At 48.4% G+C, this 26,740-nt stretch carries 26 protein-coding genes and 1 pseudogene; 8 read left to right on the forward strand and 19 right to left on the reverse strand.

Translation table 11 applies throughout. The features are described from left to right. Position 1: 1 nt before the first annotated feature. The 5 genes from nuoC to DSM2777_RS18085 all read right to left on the reverse strand — a co-directional run bounded on the left by nuoC (position 2) and on the right by DSM2777_RS18085 (position 5,766). Positions 2 to 1,810, reverse strand: coding sequence for an NADH-quinone oxidoreductase subunit C/D (gene nuoC / locus DSM2777_RS18065; RefSeq protein ID WP_418009425.1), 1,809 nt, complete (start codon positions 1,808 to 1,810; stop codon positions 2 to 4). Positions 1,811 to 1,928: 118 nt separating this feature from the next. Continuing rightward, positions 1,929 to 2,603, reverse strand: a complete 675-nt coding sequence (locus tag DSM2777_RS18070; RefSeq protein WP_004092613.1) for a NuoB/complex I 20 kDa subunit family protein — start codon at positions 2,601 to 2,603, stop codon at positions 1,929 to 1,931. A 48-nt stretch (positions 2,604 to 2,651) separates the two neighbouring features. After that, a complete protein-coding gene (locus DSM2777_RS18075; protein WP_025797890.1) occupies positions 2,652 to 3,092 on the reverse strand; it encodes an NADH-quinone oxidoreductase subunit A in 441 nt (146 codons plus the stop codon). A 675-nt stretch (positions 3,093 to 3,767) separates the two neighbouring features. After that, entirely contained in the window at positions 3,768 to 4,718 is a 951-nt protein-coding gene (locus DSM2777_RS18080) for a LysR family transcriptional regulator (RefSeq protein ID WP_046459267.1), read from the reverse strand. Positions 4,719 to 5,082: 364 nt separating this feature from the next. Beyond that, complete coding sequence (locus tag DSM2777_RS18085; RefSeq protein ID WP_061554760.1) at positions 5,083 to 5,766, reverse strand: TVP38/TMEM64 family protein; 684 nt, start codon at positions 5,764 to 5,766, stop codon at positions 5,083 to 5,085. A gap of 156 nt (positions 5,767 to 5,922) precedes the next feature. Between DSM2777_RS18085 and DSM2777_RS18090 the strand changes: the two genes are divergently transcribed. Beyond that, a complete protein-coding gene (locus DSM2777_RS18090; protein ID WP_061554761.1) occupies positions 5,923 to 7,233 on the forward strand; it encodes a rhodanese-like domain-containing protein in 1,311 nt (436 codons plus the stop codon). 49 nt (positions 7,234 to 7,282) lie between these two features. Here DSM2777_RS18090 and DSM2777_RS18095 read toward each other — a convergent pair whose 3' ends face one another. Then, positions 7,283 to 7,903 carry a CDP-alcohol phosphatidyltransferase family protein gene (locus DSM2777_RS18095; RefSeq protein WP_061554762.1) on the reverse strand — a complete coding sequence of 207 codons (621 nt, stop codon included), beginning with the start codon at positions 7,901 to 7,903 and terminating at the stop codon, positions 7,283 to 7,285. Continuing rightward, positions 7,896 to 8,486 (reverse strand): carboxymuconolactone decarboxylase family protein, encoded by a 591-nt coding sequence (locus DSM2777_RS18100; protein WP_061554763.1) that lies wholly within the window; start codon positions 8,484 to 8,486, stop codon positions 7,896 to 7,898. The genes DSM2777_RS18095 and DSM2777_RS18100 overlap by 8 nt, the downstream gene beginning before the upstream one ends. A gap of 299 nt (positions 8,487 to 8,785) precedes the next feature. On the opposite strand from DSM2777_RS18100, the gene DSM2777_RS18105 reads away from it, so the two are divergent. Both DSM2777_RS18105 and yfbR read left to right on the forward strand, forming a co-directional pair. After that, complete coding sequence (locus DSM2777_RS18105; protein ID WP_025797882.1) at positions 8,786 to 10,006, forward strand: pyridoxal phosphate-dependent aminotransferase; 1,221 nt, start codon at positions 8,786 to 8,788, stop codon at positions 10,004 to 10,006. A 114-nt stretch (positions 10,007 to 10,120) separates the two neighbouring features. Beyond that, on the forward strand, positions 10,121 to 10,726 hold the full coding sequence (gene yfbR, locus DSM2777_RS18110) for a 5'-deoxynucleotidase (protein ID WP_040046426.1): 606 nt from the start codon (positions 10,121 to 10,123) through the stop codon (positions 10,724 to 10,726). A 634-nt stretch (positions 10,727 to 11,360) separates the two neighbouring features. On the opposite strand, the gene DSM2777_RS18115 is transcribed toward yfbR, so the two are convergent. The 4 genes from DSM2777_RS18115 to yfbV form a co-directional block, all read right to left on the reverse strand. Next, entirely contained in the window at positions 11,361 to 13,193 is a 1,833-nt protein-coding gene (locus tag DSM2777_RS18115; protein WP_061554764.1) for an SLC13 family permease, read from the reverse strand. A 157-nt stretch (positions 13,194 to 13,350) separates the two neighbouring features. Continuing rightward, positions 13,351 to 14,004, reverse strand: a complete 654-nt coding sequence (locus DSM2777_RS18120; RefSeq protein WP_046457673.1) for a sugar phosphatase — start codon at positions 14,002 to 14,004, stop codon at positions 13,351 to 13,353. A 15-nt stretch (positions 14,005 to 14,019) separates the two neighbouring features. After that, positions 14,020 to 14,514 carry a YfbU family protein gene (locus DSM2777_RS18125; protein WP_025797874.1) on the reverse strand — a complete coding sequence of 165 codons (495 nt, stop codon included), beginning with the start codon at positions 14,512 to 14,514 and terminating at the stop codon, positions 14,020 to 14,022. Between the two features lie 255 nt (positions 14,515 to 14,769). Continuing rightward, positions 14,770 to 15,225 (reverse strand): terminus macrodomain insulation protein YfbV, encoded by a 456-nt coding sequence (gene yfbV / locus DSM2777_RS18130; protein ID WP_025797871.1) that lies wholly within the window; start codon positions 15,223 to 15,225, stop codon positions 14,770 to 14,772. Between the two features lie 404 nt (positions 15,226 to 15,629). Here yfbV and pta point away from each other — a divergent pair, with 404 nt between their 5' ends. Both pta and DSM2777_RS18140 read left to right on the forward strand, forming a co-directional pair. Then, the gene (pta, locus tag DSM2777_RS18135; protein ID WP_156088330.1) at positions 15,630 to 17,042 is read left to right on the forward strand and encodes a phosphate acetyltransferase; all 1,413 of its coding nucleotides are present in this window, start codon (positions 15,630 to 15,632) and stop codon (positions 17,040 to 17,042) included. A gap of 129 nt (positions 17,043 to 17,171) precedes the next feature. Further along, positions 17,172 to 17,834: a DUF1345 domain-containing protein gene (locus DSM2777_RS18140; RefSeq protein WP_061554765.1), complete on the forward strand. Its 663-nt coding sequence runs from the start codon at positions 17,172 to 17,174 to the stop codon at positions 17,832 to 17,834. Between the two features lie 64 nt (positions 17,835 to 17,898). On the opposite strand, the gene DSM2777_RS18145 is transcribed toward DSM2777_RS18140, so the two are convergent. The 5 genes and pseudogenes from DSM2777_RS18145 to DSM2777_RS18165 all read right to left on the reverse strand — a co-directional run bounded on the left by DSM2777_RS18145 (position 17,899) and on the right by DSM2777_RS18165 (position 21,933). After that, a complete protein-coding gene (locus DSM2777_RS18145) occupies positions 17,899 to 18,873 on the reverse strand; it encodes a transketolase family protein (RefSeq protein WP_061554766.1) in 975 nt (324 codons plus the stop codon). Continuing rightward, a complete protein-coding gene (locus DSM2777_RS18150; RefSeq protein ID WP_061554767.1) occupies positions 18,870 to 19,700 on the reverse strand; it encodes a transketolase in 831 nt (276 codons plus the stop codon). Before DSM2777_RS18150 ends, DSM2777_RS18145 begins: the two co-directional genes overlap by 4 nt. Positions 19,701 to 19,709: 9 nt before the next feature. After that, positions 19,710 to 21,094, reverse strand: a pseudogene (locus DSM2777_RS18155) (PTS ascorbate transporter subunit IIC). Positions 21,095 to 21,134: 40 nt separating this feature from the next. Continuing rightward, positions 21,135 to 21,404 (reverse strand): PTS sugar transporter subunit IIB, encoded by a 270-nt coding sequence (locus tag DSM2777_RS18160; RefSeq protein WP_061554768.1) that lies wholly within the window; start codon positions 21,402 to 21,404, stop codon positions 21,135 to 21,137. An 85-nt stretch (positions 21,405 to 21,489) separates the two neighbouring features. Next, entirely contained in the window at positions 21,490 to 21,933 is a 444-nt protein-coding gene (locus DSM2777_RS18165; protein WP_061554769.1) for a PTS sugar transporter subunit IIA, read from the reverse strand. Positions 21,934 to 22,241: 308 nt separating this feature from the next. Between DSM2777_RS18165 and DSM2777_RS18170 the strand changes: the two genes are divergently transcribed. Beyond that, positions 22,242 to 23,261, forward strand: a complete 1,020-nt coding sequence (locus tag DSM2777_RS18170; RefSeq protein ID WP_061554770.1) for a LacI family DNA-binding transcriptional regulator — start codon at positions 22,242 to 22,244, stop codon at positions 23,259 to 23,261. Positions 23,262 to 23,280: 19 nt separating this feature from the next. On the opposite strand, the gene yfcD is transcribed toward DSM2777_RS18170, so the two are convergent. The 3 genes from yfcD to yfcF all read right to left on the reverse strand — a co-directional run bounded on the left by yfcD (position 23,281) and on the right by yfcF (position 25,374). Then, positions 23,281 to 23,898, reverse strand: coding sequence for an NUDIX hydrolase YfcD (gene yfcD, locus DSM2777_RS18175; RefSeq protein ID WP_061554771.1), 618 nt, complete (start codon positions 23,896 to 23,898; stop codon positions 23,281 to 23,283). A gap of 128 nt (positions 23,899 to 24,026) precedes the next feature. Next, a complete protein-coding gene (gene yfcE / locus DSM2777_RS18180; protein ID WP_061554772.1) occupies positions 24,027 to 24,575 on the reverse strand; it encodes a phosphodiesterase in 549 nt (182 codons plus the stop codon). Between the two features lie 154 nt (positions 24,576 to 24,729). Further along, positions 24,730 to 25,374 (reverse strand): glutathione transferase, encoded by a 645-nt coding sequence (gene yfcF / locus DSM2777_RS18185; protein WP_061554773.1) that lies wholly within the window; start codon positions 25,372 to 25,374, stop codon positions 24,730 to 24,732. A 214-nt stretch (positions 25,375 to 25,588) separates the two neighbouring features. Between yfcF and yfcG the strand changes: the two genes are divergently transcribed. Together yfcG and folX are read left to right on the forward strand one after the other, a co-directional pair. Continuing rightward, positions 25,589 to 26,215, forward strand: coding sequence for a GSH-dependent disulfide bond oxidoreductase (yfcG, locus tag DSM2777_RS18190; RefSeq protein ID WP_061554774.1), 627 nt, complete (start codon positions 25,589 to 25,591; stop codon positions 26,213 to 26,215). A 101-nt stretch (positions 26,216 to 26,316) separates the two neighbouring features. Beyond that, entirely contained in the window at positions 26,317 to 26,694 is a 378-nt protein-coding gene (gene folX / locus DSM2777_RS18195; protein WP_046457590.1) for a dihydroneopterin triphosphate 2'-epimerase, read from the forward strand. Positions 26,695 to 26,740: the final 46 nt, after the last annotated feature.

Consider the following 26,740-nt stretch of genomic DNA (forward strand, 5'->3'; position numbering starts at 1 on the left):
ATTAGCGGTCCACATCTGACATAACGAAATCAATACTGCCGAGGTATACGATCAGGTCGGATACCAGGCTGCCACGAATTACCGCTGGGATCTGTTGCAGGTGCGCATAGCTCGGAGTACGAATGCGCGTGCGGTAGCTCATGGTGCTGCCGTCACTGGTCAGATAGTAGCTGTTGATCCCTTTAGTCGCTTCGACCATCTGGAACGATTCGTTTGCAGGCATAACCGGACCCCACGACACTTGCAGGAAGTGGGTGATCAGGGTTTCGATATGCTGCAACGTACGCTCTTTTGGCGGCGGCGTGGTCAGTGGATGGTCAGCTTTAAACGGACCTTCCGGCATGTTTTTGTAGCACTGCTCAAGAATACGCAGACTCTGACGAAGCTCTTCCACTTTCAGCATCACACGGTCATAGCAGTCACCGTTGTGGCCGACAGGCACTTCAAAATCAAAGTTTTCGTAACCTGAATATGGACGCCATTTACGCACGTCAAACTCAATGCCCGTAGCACGTAAGCCTGCGCCCGTTACGCCCCAATCCAATGCTTCTTTGGAATTGTAAGCAGCCACGCCGACAGAACGCCCTTTCAGGATGGTGTTTTTCAGTGCGGCCTTAACATAAGAATCCAGACGTTTTGGCATCCAGTCGAGGAAGTCACGCAGCAAGCGCTCCCATCCACGCGGCAGATCGTGTGCAACACCGCCGATACGGAACCACGCTGGGTGCATACGGAAACCGGTAATCGCTTCAACCACGTCATACACTTTCTGACGGTCGGTGAAGGCGAAGAACACCGGCGTCATTGCGCCAACGTCTTGAATAAATGTAGAGATGTACAGCAGATGGCTGTTGATACGGAACAGTTCAGACAGCATAACGCGGATCACTTTCACGCGTTCTGGCACTTCGATACCTGCCAGTTTTTCAACCGCAAGCACGTAAGGCATTTCATTCACGCACCCGCCGAGGTATTCAATACGGTCGGTATACGGAATATAGCCGTGCCATGACTGACGTTCGCCCATCTTCTCTGCGCCACGGTGGTGATAGCCCACGTCTGGCACACAGTCGACAATCTCTTCACCGTCCAACTGCAGCACGATACGGAACGCACCGTGAGAAGATGGGTGGTTAGGCCCCAAGTTCAGGAACATGAAGTCTTCGTTTTCGGTGCTGCGCTTCATTCCCCAATCTTCAGGTCTGAAGGTCAACGACTCCATTTCCAGATCTTGTTTCTGTTTGGTCAGTTCAAACGGATCAAATTCTGTTGCACGCGCTGGGTAGTCTTTACGCAGCGGATGACCTTCCCAAGATTGCGGCATCATGATGCGCGTCAAATGAGGATGGCCATCAAAGGTCATACCGAACATTTCCCAAGTTTCACGCTCATACCAGTTAGCGTTAGGGAAAATCTTAGTCACGGTCGGTAGGTGCATGTCTTTTTCAGACAATGCCACCTTGAGCATGATGTCACGATTTCGTTCAATAGAGATGATGTGGTAGAAGACCGAGAAATCTGCTTCTGGCAGGCCTTGACGATGAGTACGCAGGCGCTCGTCCATACCGTGTAAGTCAAACAGCATGACATACGGCTTAGGCAGTTTTTTCAGGAAGGTCATAACTTCCAGTAATTGCTCACGCTTCACCCAAACAACAGGCATTCCAGTGCGGGTGGGCTGAACGGTAAAGGCATCGGGCCCAAAACGGTTGCGCAATTCACCGATCACCGGATCATCGAGATGATCGCGGGTTTGCCAAGCAGGCAAATTCAGATCTTGCGTCGTCGAATCTGTCATAATTTTTATCACCACGCTTTTACTTTACTTGCCGGGAAACCAGCAAACTAACGGGCTAAATCATTCGCTACTCAAAACTGCAATCCATCTTCTGACGCTCACATCTTCAGTAGACTGCACAAGGCGCAAATTAAATTTCGTCTGGTGAACGCAGATTGGTTACTGCAATGCGTTCAGCACGCTTACGTTCTTTTTCTGATGGCATGTTGGCGCGGTAAACACCTTGATCGCCAACAACCCACGACAATGGGCGGCGTTCTTTACCGATAGATTCCTGCAACAACATTAATGCCTGCATATAGGCTTCTGGACGCGGCGGACATCCCGGGATATACACATCAACCGGAATAAATTTGTCCACGCCCTGCACCACAGAATAGATGTCGTACATGCCGCCGGAGTTCGCGCAGGAACCCATTGAGATCACCCATTTTGGTTCCAGCATTTGGTCATAAAGACGCTGGATGACCGGTGCCATTTTGGTGAAGCAGGTTCCTGCAACTACCATAAAGTCGGCCTGACGCGGTGAAGCACGCAGTACTTCCGCCCCAAAACGCGCAACGTCATGCACCGCAGTGAATGACGTCACCATCTCCACATAACAACAAGAAAGGCCGAAGTTATACGGCCAAAGCGAGTTTTTACGCCCCCAGTTCACCATGTCATGCAGGGCATTTTCGAGTTTGCCCATGTAAACACTGCGGTGAACATGTTGTTCCAGAGGATCGGTTACGATCTCCTGTTTTTGCAGGGGGTAACGGTCGTTCTCACCGTCCGGATCGATGCGGGTGAGCGTATAATCCATCTTTATGCCTCAATTCTTTCTCTATAAATGGTGACTAATAGGCCAGGCTTACTGCGGGCGGCTATCGGTATTCGTAACGGTACTTTCGTGTTCTACACGGCGCTTGGAACGAGCCGGCGTCCAATCAAGTGCGCCAATACGCACCAAATAGAACAGGCCTGCTAACAGCACCAAAATGAAAATTGCCGCTTCGATAAAGCCAATCCATCCACTCTCCCGGATGGAGACAGACCATGCATATAGATACAAGGCTTCCACATCAAAGATGACGAAGAACATGGCGACCAGATAAAACTTAGCAGACAGACGCAAACGCGCCGAACCTACTGAGTCGATACCGGATTCATAAGGCGTATTTTTCGAGCGCGCACGTGCTCTCCCACCGAGTGCATATGCTCCAAGAAGCATAACCCCACATAGCCCGAGTGCGATGATGATAAATACGGCGAATGCCCAGTGATGAGCGATTACTTCAGTGGCTGTTGACATACTCTTATGCTTACTCATCAAACGTGGTGCGTCTCTCTGCATTGAAGAAATGCAGGTGCACCACAACGACTAAGGGAAGGAAAAGGACCACAAGAAAACACCTGTTTTTAGTGATTAAACAGAGTTTTACTGTGGGCTTTTTACTCCTTTCTATAACCTTTTGTCAACTTTGACAAAGGTAACAACACATTAATTTACAACACCACATTTTACTTAACATTTGATGCGTCTGCACGACGTATTAGCATCCTTCATAAGGTTTGCAAGTTGCATCAGTAACGTGTCGATTATGTAAACAAAAGTGAATGTTTGGTAGCCACTATACCATTTTCTTAGGTATTACCCGTTCATCATCGTGGGTATCTCGGGCATTTTTATGACGCGGATCACATTAACAATGATAAGCAGACAAATGAATATTCATTCAGGCAGGCATGGCCGGAAGATTGCTTAACAAAAATTGTGTGTATTTTGCACAGGCCACATTTAGTGAGAATGATTTTCATTTAACTAATTGATGGTAAAGCGGAATCGGTTCAGTAATGAGGAATAAGCTTCGTAGGCTAAGAGATGTTAAATTTATTTTTCAAAAAGGAGAATAATCACACACCGGCATTTTTATGCACTTCTACCGGTGTGTGACATTAAGCTCAGGTGAGCGAAAAGATTTCAATTTCAAGCCACATCTTCTGGTCCGCTTGAAAAAGAGTCTTCTTGTACAGTTTGCACCGTCACGCCCGCTCCTCCCTCAATATAAGGGTCGGAACCTGCTTTTAGTGAACTGAACAATATCGTCGCTAACTCATTGGTACAGTTCGGAGCTAAGCAAAGCGCGTATTCCGTTTCAGGTAACTTAGGTAGGCGCTCAGACAAACCAAGAACGCGCAGTTCTGGGCTCATCATCTCAATAGGACGTGCAGTTACGCCTAAGCCTGCTTTCACCGCGGCGCGGACCGCTGAAAGTGTGGAAGCCACATAGGCAATACGCCATGGAATTCCCGCCTCATTGAGATGCTTAATGGCAAGCGCACGAAAAGGACTTGGTTCATCCAGCACGACCAATGGCACAGGTTCGCTAGGTTGAAAGTCGTAATCCGTTGCGCAAAACCATACGGTCGGAGAGCGTCTTAAGGTTTCATAAGAAAACTCATCAAACCCCATCGTGGTAATGGCAAGATCAATTTCTCTGTCTTTTAGTAATTGCCTCATGTCTGGGCTGCGCTTAACCCTAACGTCAATTTCCAGCTTGGGATACAAACTGGTAAAGCGACTTAGAAGGAATGGCAGAATGCTATCGGCAGTATCATCAGTAGCGCCAATAATCAGTGAACCCTGTAGATGGTTGTAAATCAATGAACTACAGGCTTCATCGTTGAAGCGTAAAATTTTACGCGCATAACCTAATAGCTGTACTCCGTGTTCAGTCAGTTGTTTGTTACGCCCATGGCGAGCAAAAAGCTCTTTGCCCACCAGTTGCTCCAAACGTTGCATTTGCTGGCTCACCGCCGATTGTGTTCTTTGCACCACAATGGCAGCAGCAGCAAAAGTCTTCACATCGGCAACAGCTACAAAAGTTCGTAGCAAATCTAAATCTAAGTTAATCGTAGGACGATGTGTGTTTATCATATCTATTTCTCATTATTAGTCAGCGACTATAAACCCTGGTATTTAAAACGTATTACTACTCAGATAAACCTCATCCTCCCCTCATTACTGTTAGCTACAACTGAAAATACTTAATTCAGATTTTCCGCAAGTTTAATTATGGCTTAAAAACAAATTTAAAGCATAAAATACGCGAAAAGATTTACATTGTTGAGGATCCCTTATTAATTAGGTCAGATAGTTAACTATCAATCAACTAAAAGATTGTTTTACAATGGCTTTATAATGAAAGTAGTTTTATTTTTCTTGTGATTATCTACCGTGACTAATAAATAAATTAATAAATCTAATGTAAATTAAATAACAGAGACCGGTTTCATTAAGCTTAGCTGTTGTTTCCTTGAGAGCGTTTTTTGTTTTTTAATGCAAAAATCAGAACGCTCAAAGAAAACATAATTAACAGCCCCGTGATAAACCACCGTAGGCCTCCCGTAAGCATCCCGCCCACATAAGAGTAAACGAGGGTTGCAGGTAACTGCCCTATTCCGGTAGCTATTAGGAATACACTTACTTTAATTGAGGTTAAACCTGCTGCATAGCTAATAATGTCAAACGAGATGAAAGGTAACAGCCGACATATCAAGATAGTGTGCTTGCCGTAGCGTTCAAAAAAACGATCGCTGCTATCTAAGGCCTGTGCCGAAACAAATCGCTCAACAGTGTCTCGTCCCAGCCAGCGCGCAAGCACAAAGCACAGCCACGCCGCGACCATTGAACTACACCATGACAACAAAGCACCTTGCCACCAGCCAAACAGAGCAGCGTTCGCGAACGTGATCAAAAAAGCCGGTAGCGGCGCGGCAACTGCCTGAAAAATCATCAACAAAAATGAGACAGCCATTGCCCAAGGCCCGAAGCTGCGCAAATATTCCATCATCGCATTCACGTCCAATGATGAAAAAAGCCCCCATAATTCTTTCAGTTGGTGGCGAACTGGCTCAAACCACATCAAAGCGGCCCCCATCAGACACAATAAAATGGCAGCATATCCCTGACGGCGCTTAAACATGGCGGCTTCATTTCCTCATTAGTTAAACTACTAATAGAACAGCGAATTTATATTATCACCCACGTGATAATGTAAAACATTGTGCGTTCGCACAAAGAACGCGACAAAATGTTCCGCCAAAATAGGCTTCTCACCTTTTCTTTGCTAGGAACCTTAATGAAATTTTCTTCCCAGTTAGCCACTTCTGCGCTCTTGCTCGGCTGGCTACAGGTAGCAAATGCTGCCACCATTCCTATGACCCAAACCACGCTGGCCGATATTCAATCCCAAAAAGGTGCGGTGGTTGATACTCGCCCTAGCGCATTTTATAACGGCTGGCCACAGGGCGTTGACGGCACCTCTGGCCATGAACCTCAGGCAGTCAATCTTTCGGCTGGCTGGTTAAGCGAAATGAACGATCAGCAGTTGCAGCAGTGGGCAACTCAGCACCAGATCACCCCTGACCGTAAAGTGGCGCTTTACGGGACTACAGCACAAACATCCGCGGTGCAAGAACGTTTAGCTAAACTCGGCTATGCCCATGTCACGCTACTCAGTGATGCATTAGCACAGCCTAAGCGCTTGCAGCACATGCCGCACTTTGAACAGCTAGTCTATCCACAGTGGATCTACGATCTGCAGCAAGGGAAAAACGTTACCGCCAAACCTGCAGGTGAATGGAAAGTGATTGAGGCTGCATGGGGCGCACCTAAAAAATACCTTATCAGTCATATCCCCAACGCGGGCTACATCGATACCAATGACGTCGAAAGTGAACCGTTATGGAACAAAGTCTCTGATGACAAACTGAAAGCCCTAATGGCTAAACAGGGTATCAAACACGATACCACCGTGATCCTATACGGCCGCGACGTTTACGCTGCCGCCCGAGTGGCTCAGATCCTGCTGTATGCAGGCGTCAAAGACGTTCGCTTACTGGACGGCGGTTGGCAGACTTGGTCAGCGGCAGGATTGCCGGTCGAACGTGGTCTGCCGAAAGAAGCAAAACCAGCGCCAGATTTCGGAGCAGCCATTCCTGGTCAGCCTGAGATCATGCTGAATGAAGAACAAGCGCGTGGATTATTAAATCGCAAAGATGCTTCTTTAGTCAGCATTCGCTCATGGCCTGAATTTACCGGTGAAACCAGCGGTTACAGCTACATCAAGCCAAAAGGCGAAATTGCTGGCGCACGCTGGGGACATGCAGGCAGCGACTCCACGCATATGGAAGATTTCCATAACCCAGACGGTACCATGCGCTCAGCCAATGATATTGCTGCGATGTGGAAAGAGTGGCATATCACGCCGGATCAACACGTCTCTTTCTATTGCGGTACCGGTTGGAGAGCGTCAGAAACCTTCATGTATGCCCGTGCGATGGGCTGGCCTTCCGTTAGCGTTTACGATGGCGGCTGGTATGAATGGAGCGCAAATCCGAAGAACCCAGTGGTTACCGGAGAACGCGGGCCGGATAGTAGCTGGAAGTAACGCGTAAAATGTTTCCCCATCCCTTGGGATGGGGCTACCAGAATGAAATCTAAATCTTCTCCACTCTCTTCAACGTTTTATATCCCCCCCAAACACGCGTAAGCGTTGTAAACCAGCACAGGCAACCAAACACCCACGCCATCAGCGGAAAATAAGCCGGAAACAGACAGAAAAGAATAAATACCAGTATGGTTTCCGCGCCCTCGGTGAGCCCGCCAAGGTAATAAAATGATTTGTGCGGATAATCCAGATTTTCTAACTGGTACTTATCTGCCACTGCCGCAAAAGCCAGAAAACTGCTGCCGGTGCCGATAAAAGCGAATAATAGCCAAGACCCCGCAACCGCATTAAGCTCAGGAGAAGCCAGCACAAAACCGAACGGCACCAGTGCGTAGAACAAGAAATCCAACGCAATATCTAAAAAACCACCGGCGTCTGAAAGCCCTCTTCGGCGTGCCAAAGCGCCATCCAGCCCATCACATAGCCGGTTGATGACGATGACAATTAAAGCGGCGTAGTACCACTGCATAGCCAGAAAAGGCAGAGCCAAGACACCAACCACAAATCCGCCCAGGCTTATTCGATCCGGCGTGATCGCAGGACGATCGAGATGTGCCACAATTTGATTAAGCAGTGGCTTAACCCGAGGGTGTAAATAACGGTCAAACACGTGGTGCTCCCTTACGTTTTACCGCAGTTTCAGGCACACAAAGCCCCTGTGAAGGAATGTCCAGCGCCGCATTAAAGCGGGCTGATAAATTCTGAAACGCAATCAGCGCCGTAAGCTCGGTGATCGCTTTTTCATTGAAATGAGATTTCAGCTCTGTTTTCAGACTATCGTCAATACGCGGCGGCGTCGCCGTCATTCCATCAGCATATGCTAACACTGCCCGTTCCTGCGCATCGAAACACTCCGCGGTCTGCCAGTTCTGAACTGACATCACTTTATCTAGCGAACCACTGCGCTCGGCCAATCTCAAGCTATTCGCATCAATACAAAAAGCGCAATCGCACTGCTGGGATACACGCGTCATCACCAAAGCCCGCACCGTCGGCGTTATCCCCGAGCCTCTTCTTTCTAAGAAGCCGACGAAAAAAGCCACCAGCCAGAACAGAAAAGGAAATCGCCCCCACCAACGCGTAGGATTCAAAATTTGCCCATAATGTTTCTCTTGTGCTCGAACGATAGGCGTTAAGACCGTAGGGATTTTTTTCAGCGGTGAGATCCATGGCTGGTTATCGTTATTTTTCACCCAACATCTCCTATTATGTGGCGTTATTTTTACAACCCCCATGATTTTTCATGGAGTTTTTAACTGCATTATCATTATTGTTAAGTTTTAAACACTAACAAACAAGCCATTATTACGCGTTATCGGTTATGGCTAACGGATAAGCTAACGTTTTGCACCAAAAGCAGCCTGTACCCTTCAAAACCCCAGCTACGGGGAGTACATTATTTTACATCGCAGTGTTCTACTCGTATGGACACGCATTTCCACGCGCAATGCCGAATTTTATTCTGGCTACGTATTATTAAGGCTGCTGTTTTATGTCCCCTATTGAAAAATCCCGCAAACTGGATCACGTCTGCTATGACATCCGTGGGCCGGTGTTGAAAGAAGCAAAACGACTCGAAGAAGAAGGCAATAAAGTCCTGAAATTAAACATCGGCAACCCGGCACCGTTCGGTTTTGAAGCGCCCGATGAGATTCTGGTGGACGTCATTCGCAATCTGCCAACGGCTCAGGGCTACTGTGATTCCAAGGGGCTATATTCCGCACGCAAAGCAATCATGCAGCACTATCAAGCGCGTGATATCCATGATGTTACCGTAGAAGATATCTATATCGGTAACGGCGTTTCTGAACTGATCGTGCAGTCGATGCAAGCACTGCTCAACAGCGATGACGAAATGCTGGTACCTGCGCCAGATTATCCATTATGGACCGCAGCCGTTTCGTTGTCAGGCGGCAATGCCGTGCACTATCGCTGTGACGAAGAAGCCGACTGGTTCCCCGATCTGGACGACATTCGCAGCAAAATTACCCCGCGCACACGTGGTATCGTGATTATCAACCCGAACAACCCAACCGGTGCGGTCTACAGCAAAGAACTGCTGGAAGAGATCGTTACCATTGCGCGTGAAAATAACCTGATCATCTTCGCCGATGAGATTTACGACAAAATCTTATACGACGACGCAGAACACATTTCTATCGCCTCACTAGCACCAGACTTATTGGTTGTCACCTTTAACGGCTTATCCAAAACCTATCGCGTGGCGGGATTCCGTCAGGGCTGGATGGTTCTGAGTGGACCGAAAAAGCATGCTAAAGGCTACATTGAAGGTCTGGAAATGCTGGCGTCGATGCGTTTGTGCGCTAACGTTCCGATGCAACATGCGATTCAAACCGCGATCGGCGGCTATCAGAGCATCAATGAGTTTATCCAACCGGGCGGGCGTTTGTATGAACAGCGTAACCGCGCTTGGGAACTGATTAACGAAATCCCTGGCGTATCCTGCGTGAAACCACGTGGCGCGCTGTATATGTTCCCAAAAATCGATGCTAAGCGCTTCAACGTTCACGACGATCAGAAGATGGTTCTCGATCTGCTGCTGCAAGAGAAAGTGTTATTAGTTCAGGGTACCGCATTTAACTGGCCTGAGCCGGACCACTTCCGAATCGTCACGCTGCCACGCGTGGATGACTTAGACATGGCTATCCACAAACTGGGCCGTTTCTTCTCTGGCTACCATCAGAAATATTGATTTTTTCGCATCACCTAACGGCACCTTCTGGTGCCGTTTCTTATTTGCATCCTCCCCCATCACCGCCCACAATAGACTTCGTCTTTCCACTACCTGTTTTATTGAGAGAGCGTTATGAGCCAGAATCAAAGCCACTTTTTTGCCCATCTGTCCCGTTTAAAACTGATTAGCCGCTGGCCGCTGATGCGTAACGTTCGCACCGAGAACGTCTCTGAACATAGTTTGCAGGTCGCGTTTGTCGCTCACGCCCTCGCCATCATTAAAAACCGCAAGTTCAATGGCAATGTGAATCCTGAACGCGTGGCGCTGCTGGCGATGTACCACGATGCCAGCGAAGTGCTGACGGGCGATATGCCTACGCCTATCAAATACTACAATCCGCAAATTGCGCACGAATACAAAAAAATTGAGAAAGTCGCGCAGCAAAAACTGATCGAAATGCTGCCTCCAGAGTTACAAAACGATTTCCGCCCATTGCTGGATGAACACTACTACACCGAAGATGAGAAGTTAGTCGTCAAACAAGCTGATGCGCTGTGCGCCTATCTCAAATGTTTGGAAGAGCTGTCAGCCGGTAATAATGAATTTAAGCTGGCTAAAGCCCGCTTAGAGAAAACATTGGATATGCGTTCAAGTCCTGAGATGGAATACTTTATGGAAGTCTTTATTCCGAGTTTTAGCTTGTCGCTGGATGAGATTAGTCAGGATGAGGTGATGTAGGGATTCATTTGCCAAGTGTTTATGCGGCCATAGCGTAAGGTTTCGTCCGCCTATTTATACCGAACGCCATTGATACATCAATGCAGGCGTACGATGAGGGGCGCCAGCGCGCGCCCCTTCAATCCTCGCGCTTTTATCCGGGATGCCATCTCCGCGCCGGGTCGGCATGCGCCATCCATGGCGCCTCCTCCCCTCGTGAAAACATCCTGTTTTCACTGCTCTAAATGTCATGACTTAAACTCAAAAACAGATAGAGTTTTTGTCTTTTGTCTTTTGTCTTTTGTCTTTTGTCTTTTGTCTTTTGTCTTTTAGGTTTGACCTTTTCCGGCACGTTACCGGACAGCCGAGTGAATCATGCAGGTTAGGATTCGCCTACAGGGATGTAGGCGAAAGAACGGAGGAGCCAGGATGGCGATTGCCGTTCGTTCCGTTAAGACCGGAATGATGAAATGAGGGCACCCGCGTAGCGGGCTGGAAGGGGGTGCCAAGCCGGGTTGTTAGGGGGCGGCGATTGGCCCCCTAACACGGACGCCTGCACGATGCACAGATAGAATTCGGTATTTTAGGCGGACGTAATATGCACCATATATAAATGAGAGATTAACTCAACACCTTACGCATACAGAATCCCCCATCAAAACGGAAACAACCACGGCACCACAATCACGCTGGCAATCATCACCAAGATCGTGAACGGCACACCGATCTTAACGAAATCGCCAAAGCTGTAATTCCCCGGCCCCATCACCAGCGTATTCACCGGCGAGGATACCGGCGTCATAAATGCGGCCGACGCGGAGATAGCCACGATCATGGCAAACGGATACGGCGAGAGGTGCATCGCATGCGCCGTTGCAATGGCTATCGGTGCCATAAGCACCGCGGTTGCCGTGTTAGAAATAAACAGCCCCGTCACCGCGCAGAACACAAACAGACTTAACAGCACAATCCTTGGCCCCATGCCGCCGACTAAATCCATCAGCACATCAACCGCCAGCGTGATGCCGCCGGTTTTTTGTAACGCCAAAGCAAACGGCAGCATTCCCACGATCAGTATCAGGCTTGGCCAGTGGATAGATTTATAGGCGCTTTCCATATCAATGCAGCGGAATTTGCCCATTAACATACAGGCAATCAGCGCTGCAATGGCGTTCGGCACTTCATCCGTCAGCATCATGGCTATCATCAGCGCCAAACAAAATAGCGCGTGCGGTGCCTGACTTATCGCCGGAGCGACATCATCAACCTCTGCGGGAAGGTGCAACACAATGAAATCACGAGGCTGAAGCTGAAGCTGACGTATCTGCTTCCAATTGCCGATAACCAGTAGAATGTCACCGAGCTGGAGCGGTTCATTCACCAACTTACCTTCCATCGGCACGCCGTCGCGGCGAATACCGACCACATTCAGTCCATAGCGAGTACGAAAAGTCATTTCACGCAGCGTTTTTCCAATCAGATCGGAGTCCGGCACAATCGTAACTTCAGCCATGCCAACGTCACGCGCCTGCTCAGAAAAATACTCGCCGCGCAGCACCATGGGTTCAAGCATCTGTTCGGCGCAAAACTCGCGTAAATCTACCTCTGAATCTGACATATCAATCAGCAACACATCACGGTCTTTCAGCTCGGTGTTACCGATGGCGCTCACCATCACACGGCGGAATTTACGCCAGCGCTCAATGCCCACCACGTTCGCGCCATAACGGCTACGCAAATGCAGCTCATCCAACGTATGACCGATGAGCGGTGAGCCACTGCGCAACGCCAAACGACGGGCTCGCCCTGTGAGTTTATAATCACGGATAAGATCGCGGAAGGTACGGCGTTTCCAGCTGTCTTTATCGTTGTTGTCCTTGCCACTTGCCAGCCAGTTTCTCGCCACCAGCATATAGCCCACGCCCATCAGCAAAACGATAATCCCTACCGGAGTGACGCTAAAGAAGCTTAGGCCATGAAATCCTTCACGAACTAATTCGCTGCTGACGATCATGTTTGGCGGCGTCGCCACCAGCGTCATCATGCCGCTAATCAGCCCAGCAAAGCTCAGGGGCATCAGTAAACGTGCCGGTGATATTTTCATTCGTGCAGCCACGCTGAGCACCACCGGAATGAATATCGCCACCACGCCGGTAGAACTCATTACCGCCCCCAATGCGGCGACGGTGATCATCAGCAAAACTAGCATTTTAGCTTCGCTGTCGCCCGCGACCTTCACCAGCCAATCGCCAACCTGATAGGCGACCCCGGTGCGAACAAGTCCATCACCGATAACGAACAATGCGGCAATTAAAATAACGTTGGGATCGCTAAATCCAGCGGTTGCCTCGCTAAGGGAGAGCGTTCCGCTCAGCACAAAGGCAATAATGATCAGCAATGCTACGACATCCATGCGTAACTTGTTGGTAGCAAAAAGAACAATGGCAATCAGTAATAACGTCAAAACCCACAATAATTCGCCGTTCACGACATCTCCCTTTGTGAATTTACTCCGGTAAACTTTGTACGCCAGTGGCCGCATCGATGGACAGCAATGCCGATGGCATGGGATAGAAACAGCTTAAGAATGCCATAAAAAAAGCCCCGTAATCACGGGGCTTAATCATATTTCGATCGATTACTATTTATAACGCATGGATTACCGCGTAATCCCCTTCCTTCTCAATCCGGATTTGCGTGAGCGAAGTAAGGTTGAGATCGACTAAATCTAGCTTAGGCGCATCCTGAGGTGCATTAACCGCAATCACCTGACAGCCAGCCGATAACCCAGAAAGTATCCCTGCCGCCGCATCTTCAACGACCACGCAATCACTCACCGCCAGACCCAGTTTTTGCGCTCCCAGCAGATAAGCATCAGGTTCAGGTTTGCCGCGAGCGACCTGCTCCGCCGTGATGAACACGTCCGGTTTTGGCAACTGGCCTGCAGCGCGGCGGGCATAGGCCACAGGAATCGAGCCCGATGTCACAATCGCCCATGGGATGTTGAGCTCATCTAAGCGGTCCAGCAATGCCTTCGCACCCGGCAGCGCCGTAACACCATCCGTATCGCGTGATTCAATTTCTTCCAACCAATCATATTCTTGTTGAATACGATCTTCGCTCTCACCAGACATAAAATGCCGCAGCGAGGTGATGGCCTGTTTGCCATGGATAAAGTCCAGAACCTCTTGTGGGTCCACCCCCTGACGTTTCGCCCAGTTCACCCATGAGCGTTCAACGACCGGCAGCGAATCTACCAGTGTTCCATCCAAATCAAACAAAAAACCTTTGCACTTCACAGGCATTCCTCTGTTTTACGCGTTAATAATTTGTGCAATTTCCACAGCGCTCAGATGATACTGGCGCGGGCATGATTGCCAGATTGACAGCATACGCTGGTATTTATCCCACATTTTGGTCTGGGCATTGAAGCCATGCGTACCTGAATCGAAGTGAGTGTAACGCCCTTCGGTACCCACCATAAAGCGTACATAGCTGAGATAGCGTGATTCCGTGGCCGCATCAAAGCCTAAGAACTCAAGGCGACGAGGATCAAGATCTTGTTTTTCTTTTAAATTGTTGAAAGACACCTGCAGTGCATGGTGCATTTCCATAATATTGATAATCGTGCGGCAGGTATCTTCGCTCAGCTCGCCAAAATCACGATCGAGTTCGCGCATTTGTAGGCCAAAACCGCGTTCGATGATGGTTTGCAAACGACGATAACGCTCGGCGTTATCCGGATCCATCATGGTCATCATCTTGTATTGGTTAGAAAGAATCAGGCGTTGCGCGTTAGTCATTTCCATCTTTGATATCCTCATCGAGCGGCGAAGGTCTACCTAGGCCGGGGTCAAGTCATGTAAAAGGTGAACTGTATGTTTCGCAGCATGGCATAAGCCTGACATTCTAAATAGTGCTGAACATCACTTTTTTGATTTGGAACGGGGTTTCACGAACGAGAAACTGCGGTAAATTGCTAACTGAGTATTTTTTTAGCAAAAGAAGTGTGTTTTAGCTACAAATCGATAACTCGAGAGCGCAAAAAACACACTTCTTATTGATTAGATATCATCCAAAAACGTTTTATCCAGCTGCTTAAATGCGCGCTGCAAAACATCGGCCAGTGACTGATAGGTTGGTGTCCCTTCTACCGGCGCCTGCGCTTTTCCGGCTTCCACCAGCTTGGCGCGAATTTCATGAAACCATTGCAATAAGGTTGGCGGCAGCGGCGTTACAGAACGTTTACCTAACCACCAAAGCCCCTGCATCGGCAAACTACAGGCAAACAGCGCGGTGGCAATCGCAGGGCCAAGCTGGCCGCCCAGCGCAATCTGCCACGTTAACGTAAAAATGGCGATCGGTGGCATGAAGCGCACGGCAAAGCGCGTCACCTTTGCAATACGATTTTCAGGAAACATCGGTGCCAAGCGTTTATCACTCGGCCACGTCTTCATATATGTCTGGCCGCGTTGAAAAATCTGGAACCACCCTACGTGGCCGGTTGGCTTAGATGTCATAGGAACCTCAACTTCATTTATAAAAAATCAAAAAACAGTGTAAAATCACAACGTATACTTAGCGGTCTTAAATTTATTTTGTTTTTGGCATCCGCAATCGGTATCCTAGCGCGGCCTTGAGGCCTGAAGAAGCAAAAACAACGTTAATAAAGTGTTTCATTAACGACTGCTTCTTAAAGCTAAGTTTTCAGCATTAAGACCCTGTACAATCTGACAGCGTCTGGCGAAAACCTTGCCGGCAACGCAATGCTTTTTTGAGCACCGCGGTTTTTTAATGCGATGTTCTTCATCATGACGAATTAGCACTACGCATGATGTTAATCATAAATGTCGACGACATATTACGCTACGCTTAATGTCTGATTGACTCAATTTCTAACCACGCATAACAAGTAGGTACTTCCATGTCGAAGCTGGTACTGGTTCTTAACTGCGGCAGTTCATCACTGAAATTCGCTATCATCAACGCAGCCAACGGTGAAGAACACCTGTCTGGTTTAGCTGAATGTTTCAGCCTGCCTGAAGCCCGTATTAAATGGAAAATGGACGGCGTGGAAATCGGCGCAATCCTGCTGACCGGCGGTTACGATATGGACGAGCGCATTGCTAAGCTGTGCGAACGTGCATTCCAGACCGGCCTGCCAGTCTTCATGGTGGATACCAACACTTGGCAGACTTCGCTGAGCCTGCAGAGCTTCAATCTGGAAGTTCCTGCTGACGACCATCAGCGCGTTGAGAAACTGCAAAACTACGTCGCAAGCCACATCGACAGCAAGTGGATTGATTCCCTGTCTGCGGCTTCTGAGCGCTCACGTCGCCTGTCTCCTCCGGCGTTCCGTTACGAACTAACCGAACTGGCGCGTAAAGCATGCAAACGCGTTGTTCTGCCAGAAGGTGACGAGCCACGTACCGTTAAAGCAGCGGCTATCTGTGCTGAACGCGGCATCGCTGAATGTGTTCTGCTGGGTAACCCAGAAGAAATCCAGCGCGTTGCAGCAGCTCAGGGCGTTGTTCTGGGTAAAGGCATTGAAATCGTTGATCCAAACGCGGTACGTGAGCAATACGTTCCACGTCTGGTTGAACTGCGTAAAAGCAAAGGTATGACCGAAGTTGTTGCTCGCGAACAGTTGGAAGACAACGTTGTTCTGGGTACGCTGATGCTGGAACAAAACCAGGTTGACGGTTTGGTTTCTGGTGCGGTTCACACCACGGCTAACACCATCCGCCCACCGTTGCAGCTGATCAAAACTGCACCGGGCAGCTCTTTGGTATCTTCTGTGTTCTTCATGCTGCTGCCTGATCAGGTTCTGGTTTACGGCGACTGCGCGATCAACCCAGATCCAACCGCAGAGCAACTGTCTGAAATCGCTATCCAGTCTGCAGACTCTGCAGCTGCATTCGGTATCGAACCTCGCGTAGCCATGATCTCTTACTCAACCGGTAACTCTGGTGCGGGTAGCGACGTTGAGAAAGTTCGCGAAGCAACACGTCTGGCTCAGGAAAAACGTCCTGACCTGATCATCGATGGTCCGCTGCAGTATGATGCGGCTATCATGGCTGACGTGGCTAAGTCTAAAGCGCCTAACTCTCCAGTTGCGGGTAAAGCGACCGTGTTCATCTTCCCAGACCTGAACACCGGTAACACCACTTACAAAGCCGTACAGCGTTCTGCTGACCTGGTTTCTATCGGGCCAATGCTGCAAGGCATGCGTAAGCCAGTTAACGACCTGTCTCGTGGCGCACTGGTTGACGATATCGTCTACACCGTTGCTCTGACTGCGATTCAGGCTGCACAAGCTGCCGCTGCTGCGAAGTAATCTCTGATTACACGCTTAAAAGGCTCCCATCTGGGGGCCTTTTTTATAACTGAAGTACCAAGTTATTTTGGCAAGAGATAGAGAAGCTACACTCTACACAGTCAAAGGATTTTTTAACTTGGAAAAACCATGTCATTTATTTCTATCAAACACTACCTACAAGTCAGGCCTCGCTTGCTGTTTGCTATTCTAGCTGGATTTTTAACATATCTTTTTTTACCCACCCACCTTACGCTCACACACCGTTTGCTTATTAGCTGGAATATTGCCGCATGGTTTTACCTATTCTTGGTGTGGGCGCTGATGATGTTTTCTGGCAAAAAACGAATAGTAGAAATTGCCCGCGCACAGGATGAAAGTGCTTCACAGGTTTTATTTTTAATCTGTATGACCTGCATAGTCAGCATCAGCGTTATTTTTCTTGAACTAGGTACGCTTAAAAATCTAACGGGTATGGGTAAAACATTGCATTTAGCGCTCACAGGCAGCACGCTATTTGTTTCGTGGGCGTTATTACCCACCGCTTTTACTATGCACTATGCGCACCTATTTTACCGCTATAGCAATGCCTCAGAAAAAGTACTTATTTTTCCAGGGAATACCGAAAAGCCAGAGTACTGGGATTTCCTTTATTACTCTTTCACTATCGCGGTGGCTTGCCAAACGGCAGATGTTGAAACCGGTACAACAAACATACGTCGGTTCACGCTCTTACAATCGGTGCTATCATTTCTTTTTAATTTGGCAATTTTGGGGTTATCGGTAAATATCGCGGCAGGGTTAATAAGCTAAATAACTAAGAATAAGAGAGGTCATCAACGGGATAACCTCTTTTCAATTAGCTTGAGAGAATGAACTACGGTTTAACAGAATGATCCGTCAGCAATCCCATCGCCTGTTTCACAATGTCTTCTGCCGTTAGTTCATATTCCTGCATTAGGAAATCCTGCGTTCCTACCTGACCATAGCGTTCTTTAATTCCTACGCGCCGCATCGGCACCGGATGATTTTCCACCAGCACTTCTGCCACGGCCGAGCCAAGCCCGTTGTGAATACTATGGTTTTCACAGGTCACGATTCGCCCTGTTTTCGCGGCGTATTTAATAATTAGCTCTTTATCGATAGGCTTAAGCGTAAACATGTCGATAACCGCTGCGCTGTAACCTTGCTGGGCAAGCATTTGTGCGGCTTGCAGAGCCTCAGCCACCATAATCCCATTGGCGATCAGCGTGATGTCTTTGCCATCTTGTAAAACCTTGCCTTTACCAATGGTGAATTCTGTACCGTCAGGATAAATCGTGTACGCCTGCTTACGGATGGTTCTCACCCAATGGAAACCTTTTATATCTACCAGCTGGCGCAGAATGTTTTGGAACATCGTGGCATCCGTCATCTCCATCACCACAGAGTGAGCAAGACCACGCACGATCCCCATGTCTTCAAACGACATATGGGTTCCACCGTTATGACAAGCGCTAACGCCAGCGTCTGATGCGATCACCTTCACATTATTCTTTTGGTAATCAACCGACATAAACAGCTGATCAAAACAGCGGCGACTGGCGAAAGCGGTAAAGGTATGCACAAACGGAACGCGTCCGGCTAAAGAGAGCCCCGCCGCAGTACCGATAACGTTGGCCTCCATAATTCCGCAGTTAATAACCTGATGGGGAAAATCACGGTGAACGCTGTCCATGGCCATAGAGCTCATCAAATCAGCCTCTAAGGCTATCACCGGCGAATTAGCGATGAACTGATCGCGCATCGCTTGGGCATACACCTTGCGCATTTCCACTTTGTCTTTCTTTAACGGCAGGTATTCATAGCTCATAGAGTTGCCTCCAGTGTTGCGATCGCTTGCTGCATTTCGGCTTTTATATCGTCAGTTAAGCGCAGGTGATGTGAATTGGGCAGTTGCTCAATATAGGGAACACCCTGACCTTTGATGCTGTCGAGAAGCACCACTCGCGGACGCTGTTCACCACTTCGAACTGGCGCAATAGCCTCGTAAATAGCGGCAATGTCATCGCCTTTCACGCTGAGGACATCGAAACCAAATGCGCTAAATTTCGCGTTGAGATCGAATGGCTTGATGACCTCATCTAAGGTGCCATCCAGCTGCTGCTTGTTGTAATCAATAAACAGCGTCAAGTTGTTCAGGTTATGGTGAGCAATGAACTGGAAGGCTTCCCAGCACTGACCTTCATTCAGTTCGCCATCGCCCAAAATGCAGAATACGCGGTTTTTACGCCCTGCCAGATGATGTGCCAGCGCCATCCCTGTCGCAATTGAAACACCTTGCCCTAACGAGCCGGTTGTCGCATCGACGCCACGAGTTAACAAGCGGTCAGGATGGCTGGGGAAATGGGTTCCGTTTTCGTTTAGCGTGGCTAACTCTTCGCGTGGGAAATAACCTTTTAACGCCAAAGCGCTATAAAGCGCGGGCCCCGCATGGCCTTTTGACAACACAAAATTATCGCGCTCTGGCCATTGTGGCTGGGCAGGATCAACCTTCATCACTGCCCCATACAGCACCGCCAGCGTTTCAACCACCGACATTGAGCCACCGTAGTGACCAAAGCCCAGATTCGTTAACGCTTTTAAGGTTTCTACGCGAATTTCTGTTGCGTAGCGTTGAACCTCTTTCAGGTTAAGCATAGTTATCCCTTATTTGTTGGCGCTATCAGCGGAAGTGGATGGAGAAATCTTGCGAGAGAAGAAATAGTTATGTGCCACAAGCGCCACGAATATCGCGACAATGACGGCCATAATCATGTCTTTATTCATAAAGCGCGCCATGTTGCCCAGCACAATACCGATGCCGCCAAAATCGGCGTCCGAGAAGGTGGTATTGGCAAAGCCGAGCGCGCCTAATACCGGCAACAAGAGAACCGGCAGGAAGGTAATCAGCAGACCATTAGCAAATGCGCCAATCATCGCACCACGACGGCCACCGGTCGCATTGCCGAAGACTCCAGCCGTTGCACCAGTAAAGAAGTGAGGAACAACGCCAGGTAAAATCAGCACCAGATTAAATTGGCCTAAGAGGAACAATCCCACCAGCCCACCGAGGAAGCTAAACAGGAAGCCGATCAATACCGCATTAGGGGCATACGGGTAAACCACGGGGCAATCCAGCGCGGGACGTGCATTGGGGACCAAACGCTCAGAGAAGCCTGTAAATGCAGGAACAATTTCAGCCAAAATCAAGCGCACGCCTTGCAGAATAATGAACACGCCAGCCGCAAAGGTAATCGCCATAATGATGGAATAGACCAAATAGTTCTGGCCAGCGCTATAGGTGGCTTCGACAAAATCGGAACCTGCGCTCACCGCCATAATCAGGTAAATCACCATCATGGTCAGAGAGATAGAGATGGAACTGTCGCGCAAGAAACTGAGGTTTTTAGGCAGGTTCATCTCTTCGGTTGAGCGCGATCCTTTACCTACTCGCCCACCAATCCAGCCAGAAAGGATGTAGCCTAATGTGCCAAAATGGCCAAACGCAATGTCATCATTGCCGGTAATTTTACGCATATAGCGCTGCGCCAAGGCTGGGAAAAAGGCCATGACTAAACCGAGCGTGAGTGCTCCCGTAAAGACTAATTGCACACCTTCAAATCCGGCAACGGTCAATATAATGCCGATCATACACGCCATATAAAACGTGTGATGTCCCGTTAAGAATATGTACTTAAGCTTGGTAAAGCGTGCCACCACAATATTGGCTACCATGCCGAATGCCATGATTAGCGCGGTTGCGGCACCATATTTTTCTAATGCAATAGAGACAATTGCTTCATTATTAGGAATGATGCCCTGGATATTAAAGGCATGTTCAAACATTCCCCCAGAGGATTAAGTGAACTGACAAGAACCCCTGCACCACCGCCTAAAACAATAAAGCCTAGAATTGTTTTTACGGTTCCTTTCACAACATCGCTGAAAGATTTTTTCTGAGCCAATAAACCAACAAGAGCAATAATCCCAACGAGAACCGCGGGAACTTTTAATATATCAACGATGAACTTCAGCGTTTCTTGGATAAACATATCCGCCTCGCTAATTATCTAAGATAAGTTGTCGATTATTTTATTTATTGAAATAAGCCCGTAGCTTTGTTTCAAGTTCATTAATATCAATGATGTTAGTAATAACGATTAGCTGGTTATCTGGGATACTCGCGCTGGCAGCAATATCCTTCGCCATCACAAAAAGGTCAGCTTCACTGGGGATCGCCGATGAAAGATCGGAGTGCTCAACGTCAGCCTCAACGCCAATCTTCTTGAGCACCTTTTTGATATTCATTTCCACCATAAAGCTGCTGCCTAAACCTGAACCACATATTGCCATAATCTTCATTATTTAATCCTCGGTGAGTTTTTTAAAAACAGAGATCCCACAGGGAATCCTGTTATTTTTATGGAGTGAATGATTTAAATAAGTCTTAAAATTTCTCGATGATGGATTTAATCTTCTCTCGGGTAGCGGCACGATGAATTTTTTTTACCGCATCATCATCTGAGAAAAACTCTGCCAGATGAGAAATTAATTCAATATGGCTGTGGCTATCGGGCGCTGAGAGCATCACAATTAAATTAACCGGATCGTTATCAGCAGAGTGAAATAAAACATCTTGTTTCACACTCAATAATGAAAGTCCTAAAGACTTCGCGCCTTCTTCAGGCCTTGCGTGGGGCATCGCAATGCCAGGAGCCAAAACATAATAGGGACCCAGCTTTTCATGTTGTTGATAAATCGCAGCCAGATAATCGGGAGTAATAATCCCCTTCTGTAATAACGGCTGCGCACTGAGCCTTACCGCCTCTTGCCACGTATCCACACTTTCGCGAATTTGTATGGTGTCATCAGTTAACCAAGTATTCAGCATTATCTCTCCTAAGCGGATGACCTCTGTCGATAACCCTAACTGCCGGTCATGTTGACCGTTGATCATCAGCAAATGGGGTGGTGTAAAGAGACGATACCTTTAAAGATAGCGCTACCAAAAACGCTATCTGTTGAATTTGTGATAGCGCTATCAAAATTAGGTGTTTAATCTATGAACAGAGATGACGCATATCTCATAACGCTCAGAACGTGGCAATATCGCGAACAAAGCCAGTAGTAGTTTTATGATTAATCTCTTTTTTTAGCTAAAATAGCGCCATTGCAGCCTAGGCTCCGTTAGGAACAAGCATGCCCATCATTAAAAAACGACGTAGTACCGGCAGAGTCACGCTGGCCGATGTAGCCCGCCATGCTGGTGTTGGTTCAATGACCGTATCGCGTGCACTACGAACTCCCGATCAGGTTTCAGACAAGCTAAGAGAAAAAATTGAGTCCGCCGTTAGCGAGCTGGGCTACGTACCAAATCTTGCCGCCAGCGCTTTAGCGTCTGGGGCCGGTCGCACTATTTCGGTGGTCGTTCCCTCGTTTACCGAGGCAGGCTGCGCCCAGATGCTTGCCGGGTTGCAAAGCGTATTACAACCGGCAGGGTTCCAGCTGACGCTCTCCGAATCCCAACGAGATGAAGAGCGCGAAGCTAACATGCTAGAAAACCTGCTCTCGGCAAGTCTGGCCGCGGTGGTTCTACTCAGCACCGAACAAAGCGATAACACCCGCCAGTGGTTGAAAAATGCGGAAATTCCGGTGGTGGAAATTGGCGCCATGCGCGAAGATCCCATCGATATCAATATCGGGATAGATTATGCCGACGCGATGTTTAATCTGACACGCTATGTCATCGAGCGAGGATATGAAAACATTGGTTTGCTCTGTGCGAATCAAGAGCCGTGGGTATTTCAGCAACACCTTCATGGTTGGCATCAGGCGCTGCTGCGCAGCCATTTCTCACCGCATCGTGTCATTAACGCCGCTGAACCCGCCAATTTCTCCACGGGTGCAAACTTGTTACCCGAATTTATTCTGGCCTGGCCGGAAATTGATGCGCTGATCTGTGCGTCTGACGAATTAGCCTGCGGAGTGTTGTATGAGTGTCAGAGAAGGCATATTCGCGTGCCAAGCCAGCTAGCCGTGGTGGGCTTCGGCAATCGAGATGTGAGTCAGGTCTGTCAGCCGCCGTTAACCACAACCGCCGTACCTTTTAAAGAGATTGGCATTCAGGCTGCCAACGCGCTGTTGGCCCGCCTTAATCAGCAGGAAACCAAAGCGACGATTCCTGTCAGCTCAGTGCTCTGCAAACGGAGCAGTTGCTAAGCTGACAGTCTAAGGAGCGCTACTCTTCGCTTTCGTTCTGCGGTACATCGTTTTCCGCTTCAGATTCGCTAGGTGCTTTCGCCGATGATGTGGTCTTTTGAATACACATCGGCTGGTAGTGTTTATCGCTGTTACGCGTCATCCACAGAGAGAGCGCTTTCAGTGAGTCAGGGGTGAAACTGTCGCATTCCGCCGTAATTTCCTCAGGGGTCATCCAGCGAACCGATTCAACTTCCTCTTCCTGTAGCGCAAATGGGCCGTGAGAAACGCAGCTAAACAATCCTCCCCATACGCGGCAATTATCTTGTTCAAAATAGAACATACCGTGATCGGCAAAGGGAACGCCGGCAATACCAAGCTCTTCTTCTGCTTCTCGGCGCGCTGACTCCAACATATTTTCACCACTTTGCACCACGCCACCAGCGGTAGCATCGAGCCATCCAGGGTAAAAATCTTTGCTTTCAGTACGTTTCTGAACCAGGATCTGCCCCATTCCATTGTGAACCACAATATAGGTTGCACGGTGACGCAGACATTGAGCGCGCATCTGCGCGCGAGTTGATTGCGCGATGACATCATTGTTTTCATCAACAATATCAACCCACTCCAACCCGGTGTTGAGCGTTTGTTCCACCATCCTCTGAAACCTTTTTCTTAGCGTACTGCTGTACGCGGTTTGTTCATCGCACCTGCTTTATATCTCACATCTGTACACGCGACAGCGGTGAAAGCAGATCCTACCGAAAATGCCATAAAATAAAGCAATCAGTCGATTGCGACTTCTGCCAGTATCTCTGTACCGTACAGGGCGCAGACTTTTAAGACCCCGTTTTCAAATACCCCAAAACTCGGCACATTTCCGCCTTTGGGTAAGCTAACTGAGCCAGGGTTGAAACAGTAAATATCACCACGTTGTTCTGCCACCGGCAGGTGTGTGTGTCCGTAGACCAGCACATCTTTTGAACTTAATGGCGGCAACTCAGCAGGATGATAAAGGTGACCATGGGTTAAAAACAATCTTTGATTGTCGAGCAAAATCTGCTGCCAAGGCGCCATCATCGGGAATTTCAGCAGCATCTGATCGACTTCGCTATCGCAATTGCCACGAACAGCAATGATCTTGTCAGCAAACTTATTTAGCTGATCTGCAACCTGCGGCGGGTTATAGCCTTCCGGCAGCGGATTTCGTGGGCCATGATTGAGCACATCACCCAGAATGATCAGCCATTGGCTTTCGCTTTGTTCAAACAACTCAAGCACGCGCTGGGTCGCGGTGAGAGATCCATGGATATCAGAGGCAAACATCAGCTTCATATACGGTTCTCGTTAAATAAGAATAATCGCTATGGCGTTACAAATGCCCATAGTGTATCGAATGGCCATAGTGTAACGATGGCTATCATCGCCCGCCAGCATACAACGCACTGTTTGCCTACTTTTAACCTGATTGGTTCATTGATTGCTGCTTTTAACGTCGCTTTGCCGCCGATAACGCCAGCCATTGGCACACTGAAGCGCGCTGCCATTGGAAATGCGCATAATCCGCAATACGCTCTGGTACCGGATCGCCTGCCATCACTAAACGATTGAGCATGAGCGCTAAGTCCGTATCCGCAATACACCATTCTCCGAATAAGTTCTGATGCCCTTCAATCAACAACCGCTCAACGCCTGCAATCAGCTTAGCGGCCGCATATTCACCTTCTAGGCTCAATGCGGGCGGCTTGAGCCCAGCAAAAATAACTTCGGTGGAACGCTCTTGTCGAATGGGCATCAGATCGCTACGCAGCCACGCTTGGATTTCGCGCGCCTTGGCTCTTTTTTGCTTATCTCTTGGATAAAGAGAAGCAAAGTCAGGCGCAGCAAAAACCTCATCAAGATATTCAGTGATGGCTGAAGACTCAGAAAAAGAGAAGTTTTCATGTAATAACGTCGGCACTCTGCGCGTCAATGAGAGCTCAGCATACGCCTCCTGCTGATTTTCGTGCTCTGCTAAATCGACCGGCTCCAGCTCAAACCTAACGCCCTTTTCTTTTAAAGCGACATAAACAGACATCACATACGGGCTGAAAAAGTGACTATCAGAATACAGCGTAATTTTCGGCTGGCTCATCTTCTCTCCTAGCGGCACTTGGCAATAATCATTGGGATCTCAGTATTACACGTTTGTGTATTTTTGCAGCGCTGAAGTTCCCCCTGTTCAGGTGAAATTTCATGCTGTCTGAATTATACATTTTTGCAACATCATCGCTTTCACCACTGCGCCTTTTGGACTATAGTCAGAGAGATAAGCTTCCTCTTACCGCTTGATTTTTCTGGGAGACATCATGATCGACCTGTATTACGCACCGACACCAAATGGCCATAAAATTACCCTTTTCCTCGAAGAATCTGGCCTTGCCTATCAAATTCATCGCGTCGATATTGGCGCTGGCGATCAGTTTAAACCCGAGTTTTTGGCTATTTCGCCAAACAACAAAATCCCCGCCATCGTGGACCAACAACCCGTAGATGGTGGCGCACCGCTGAGCCTATTTGAATCAGGTGAAATACTGCTTTATCTCGCTGAAAAAACCGGCAGATTCATGAGCCAAGAATTACGTTCACGGGCGGCTACGTTGCAGTGGCTATTCTGGCAAGTCGGTGGTTTCGGGCCAATGCTGGGGCAAAACCACCACTTCAATCACTACGCGCCACAGCCTGTTCCCTATGCCATCGAACGCTATCAGGTTGAAACCAAACGCCTCTATACCGTACTCGATAAGCAGTTGAAAAAGCATGCCTATGTATCGGGCGATGAATACAGCATCGCGGATATGGCGATTTATCCATGGGTGGTGCCACATGCCCGCCAGCGTATCGACTTAGAAGATTTCCCTGCCGTCCGTAACTGGTTTGAACGCATCTCCGCCCGTCCAGCCACGAAGAAAGCCTACAGTTTGCCGCAAGACTAATCGATATAGGCCAGCGCTCATGCTGGCCATCTCTTCTCTATTATCATCGTTATGCTTTCCCTGTATGCTGAATGCGACATCGCATTTGATAAGGACACCCTATGAGCTTTTTACAGCCTGATGCCATCATTCGTATTAAAAACCTGCGGCTGCGCACTTTCATTGGGATAAAAGAAGAAGAAATCAAGAATAAACAAGACGTTGTTATCAACGTTGTGATCCATTACCCAGCAGAACAGGCGCGGAAAAGCGAGAATATCGCCGACGCGCTTAACTATCGCACGATAACGAAACGCATCATTGCCCACGTTGAGGATAATCGTTTCGCACTGTTGGAAAAATTAACTCAGGATGTCCTCAACATCGCTTGTGAACACCACTGGGTCACCTATGCTGAAGTAGAGGTCGATAAGCTTTACGCCCTGCGCTATGCAGATTCTGTCTCGATGACCATGCGCTACCGTAAAGCGAATGAATAGCGACATATACCCTAAATAACTCGCGTTATATCAAGGGTGAAGGATA

It is taken from the genome of Obesumbacterium proteus (genome assembly GCF_001586165.1).
GTDB classification, from domain to species: domain Bacteria; phylum Pseudomonadota; class Gammaproteobacteria; order Enterobacterales; family Enterobacteriaceae; genus Hafnia; species Hafnia protea.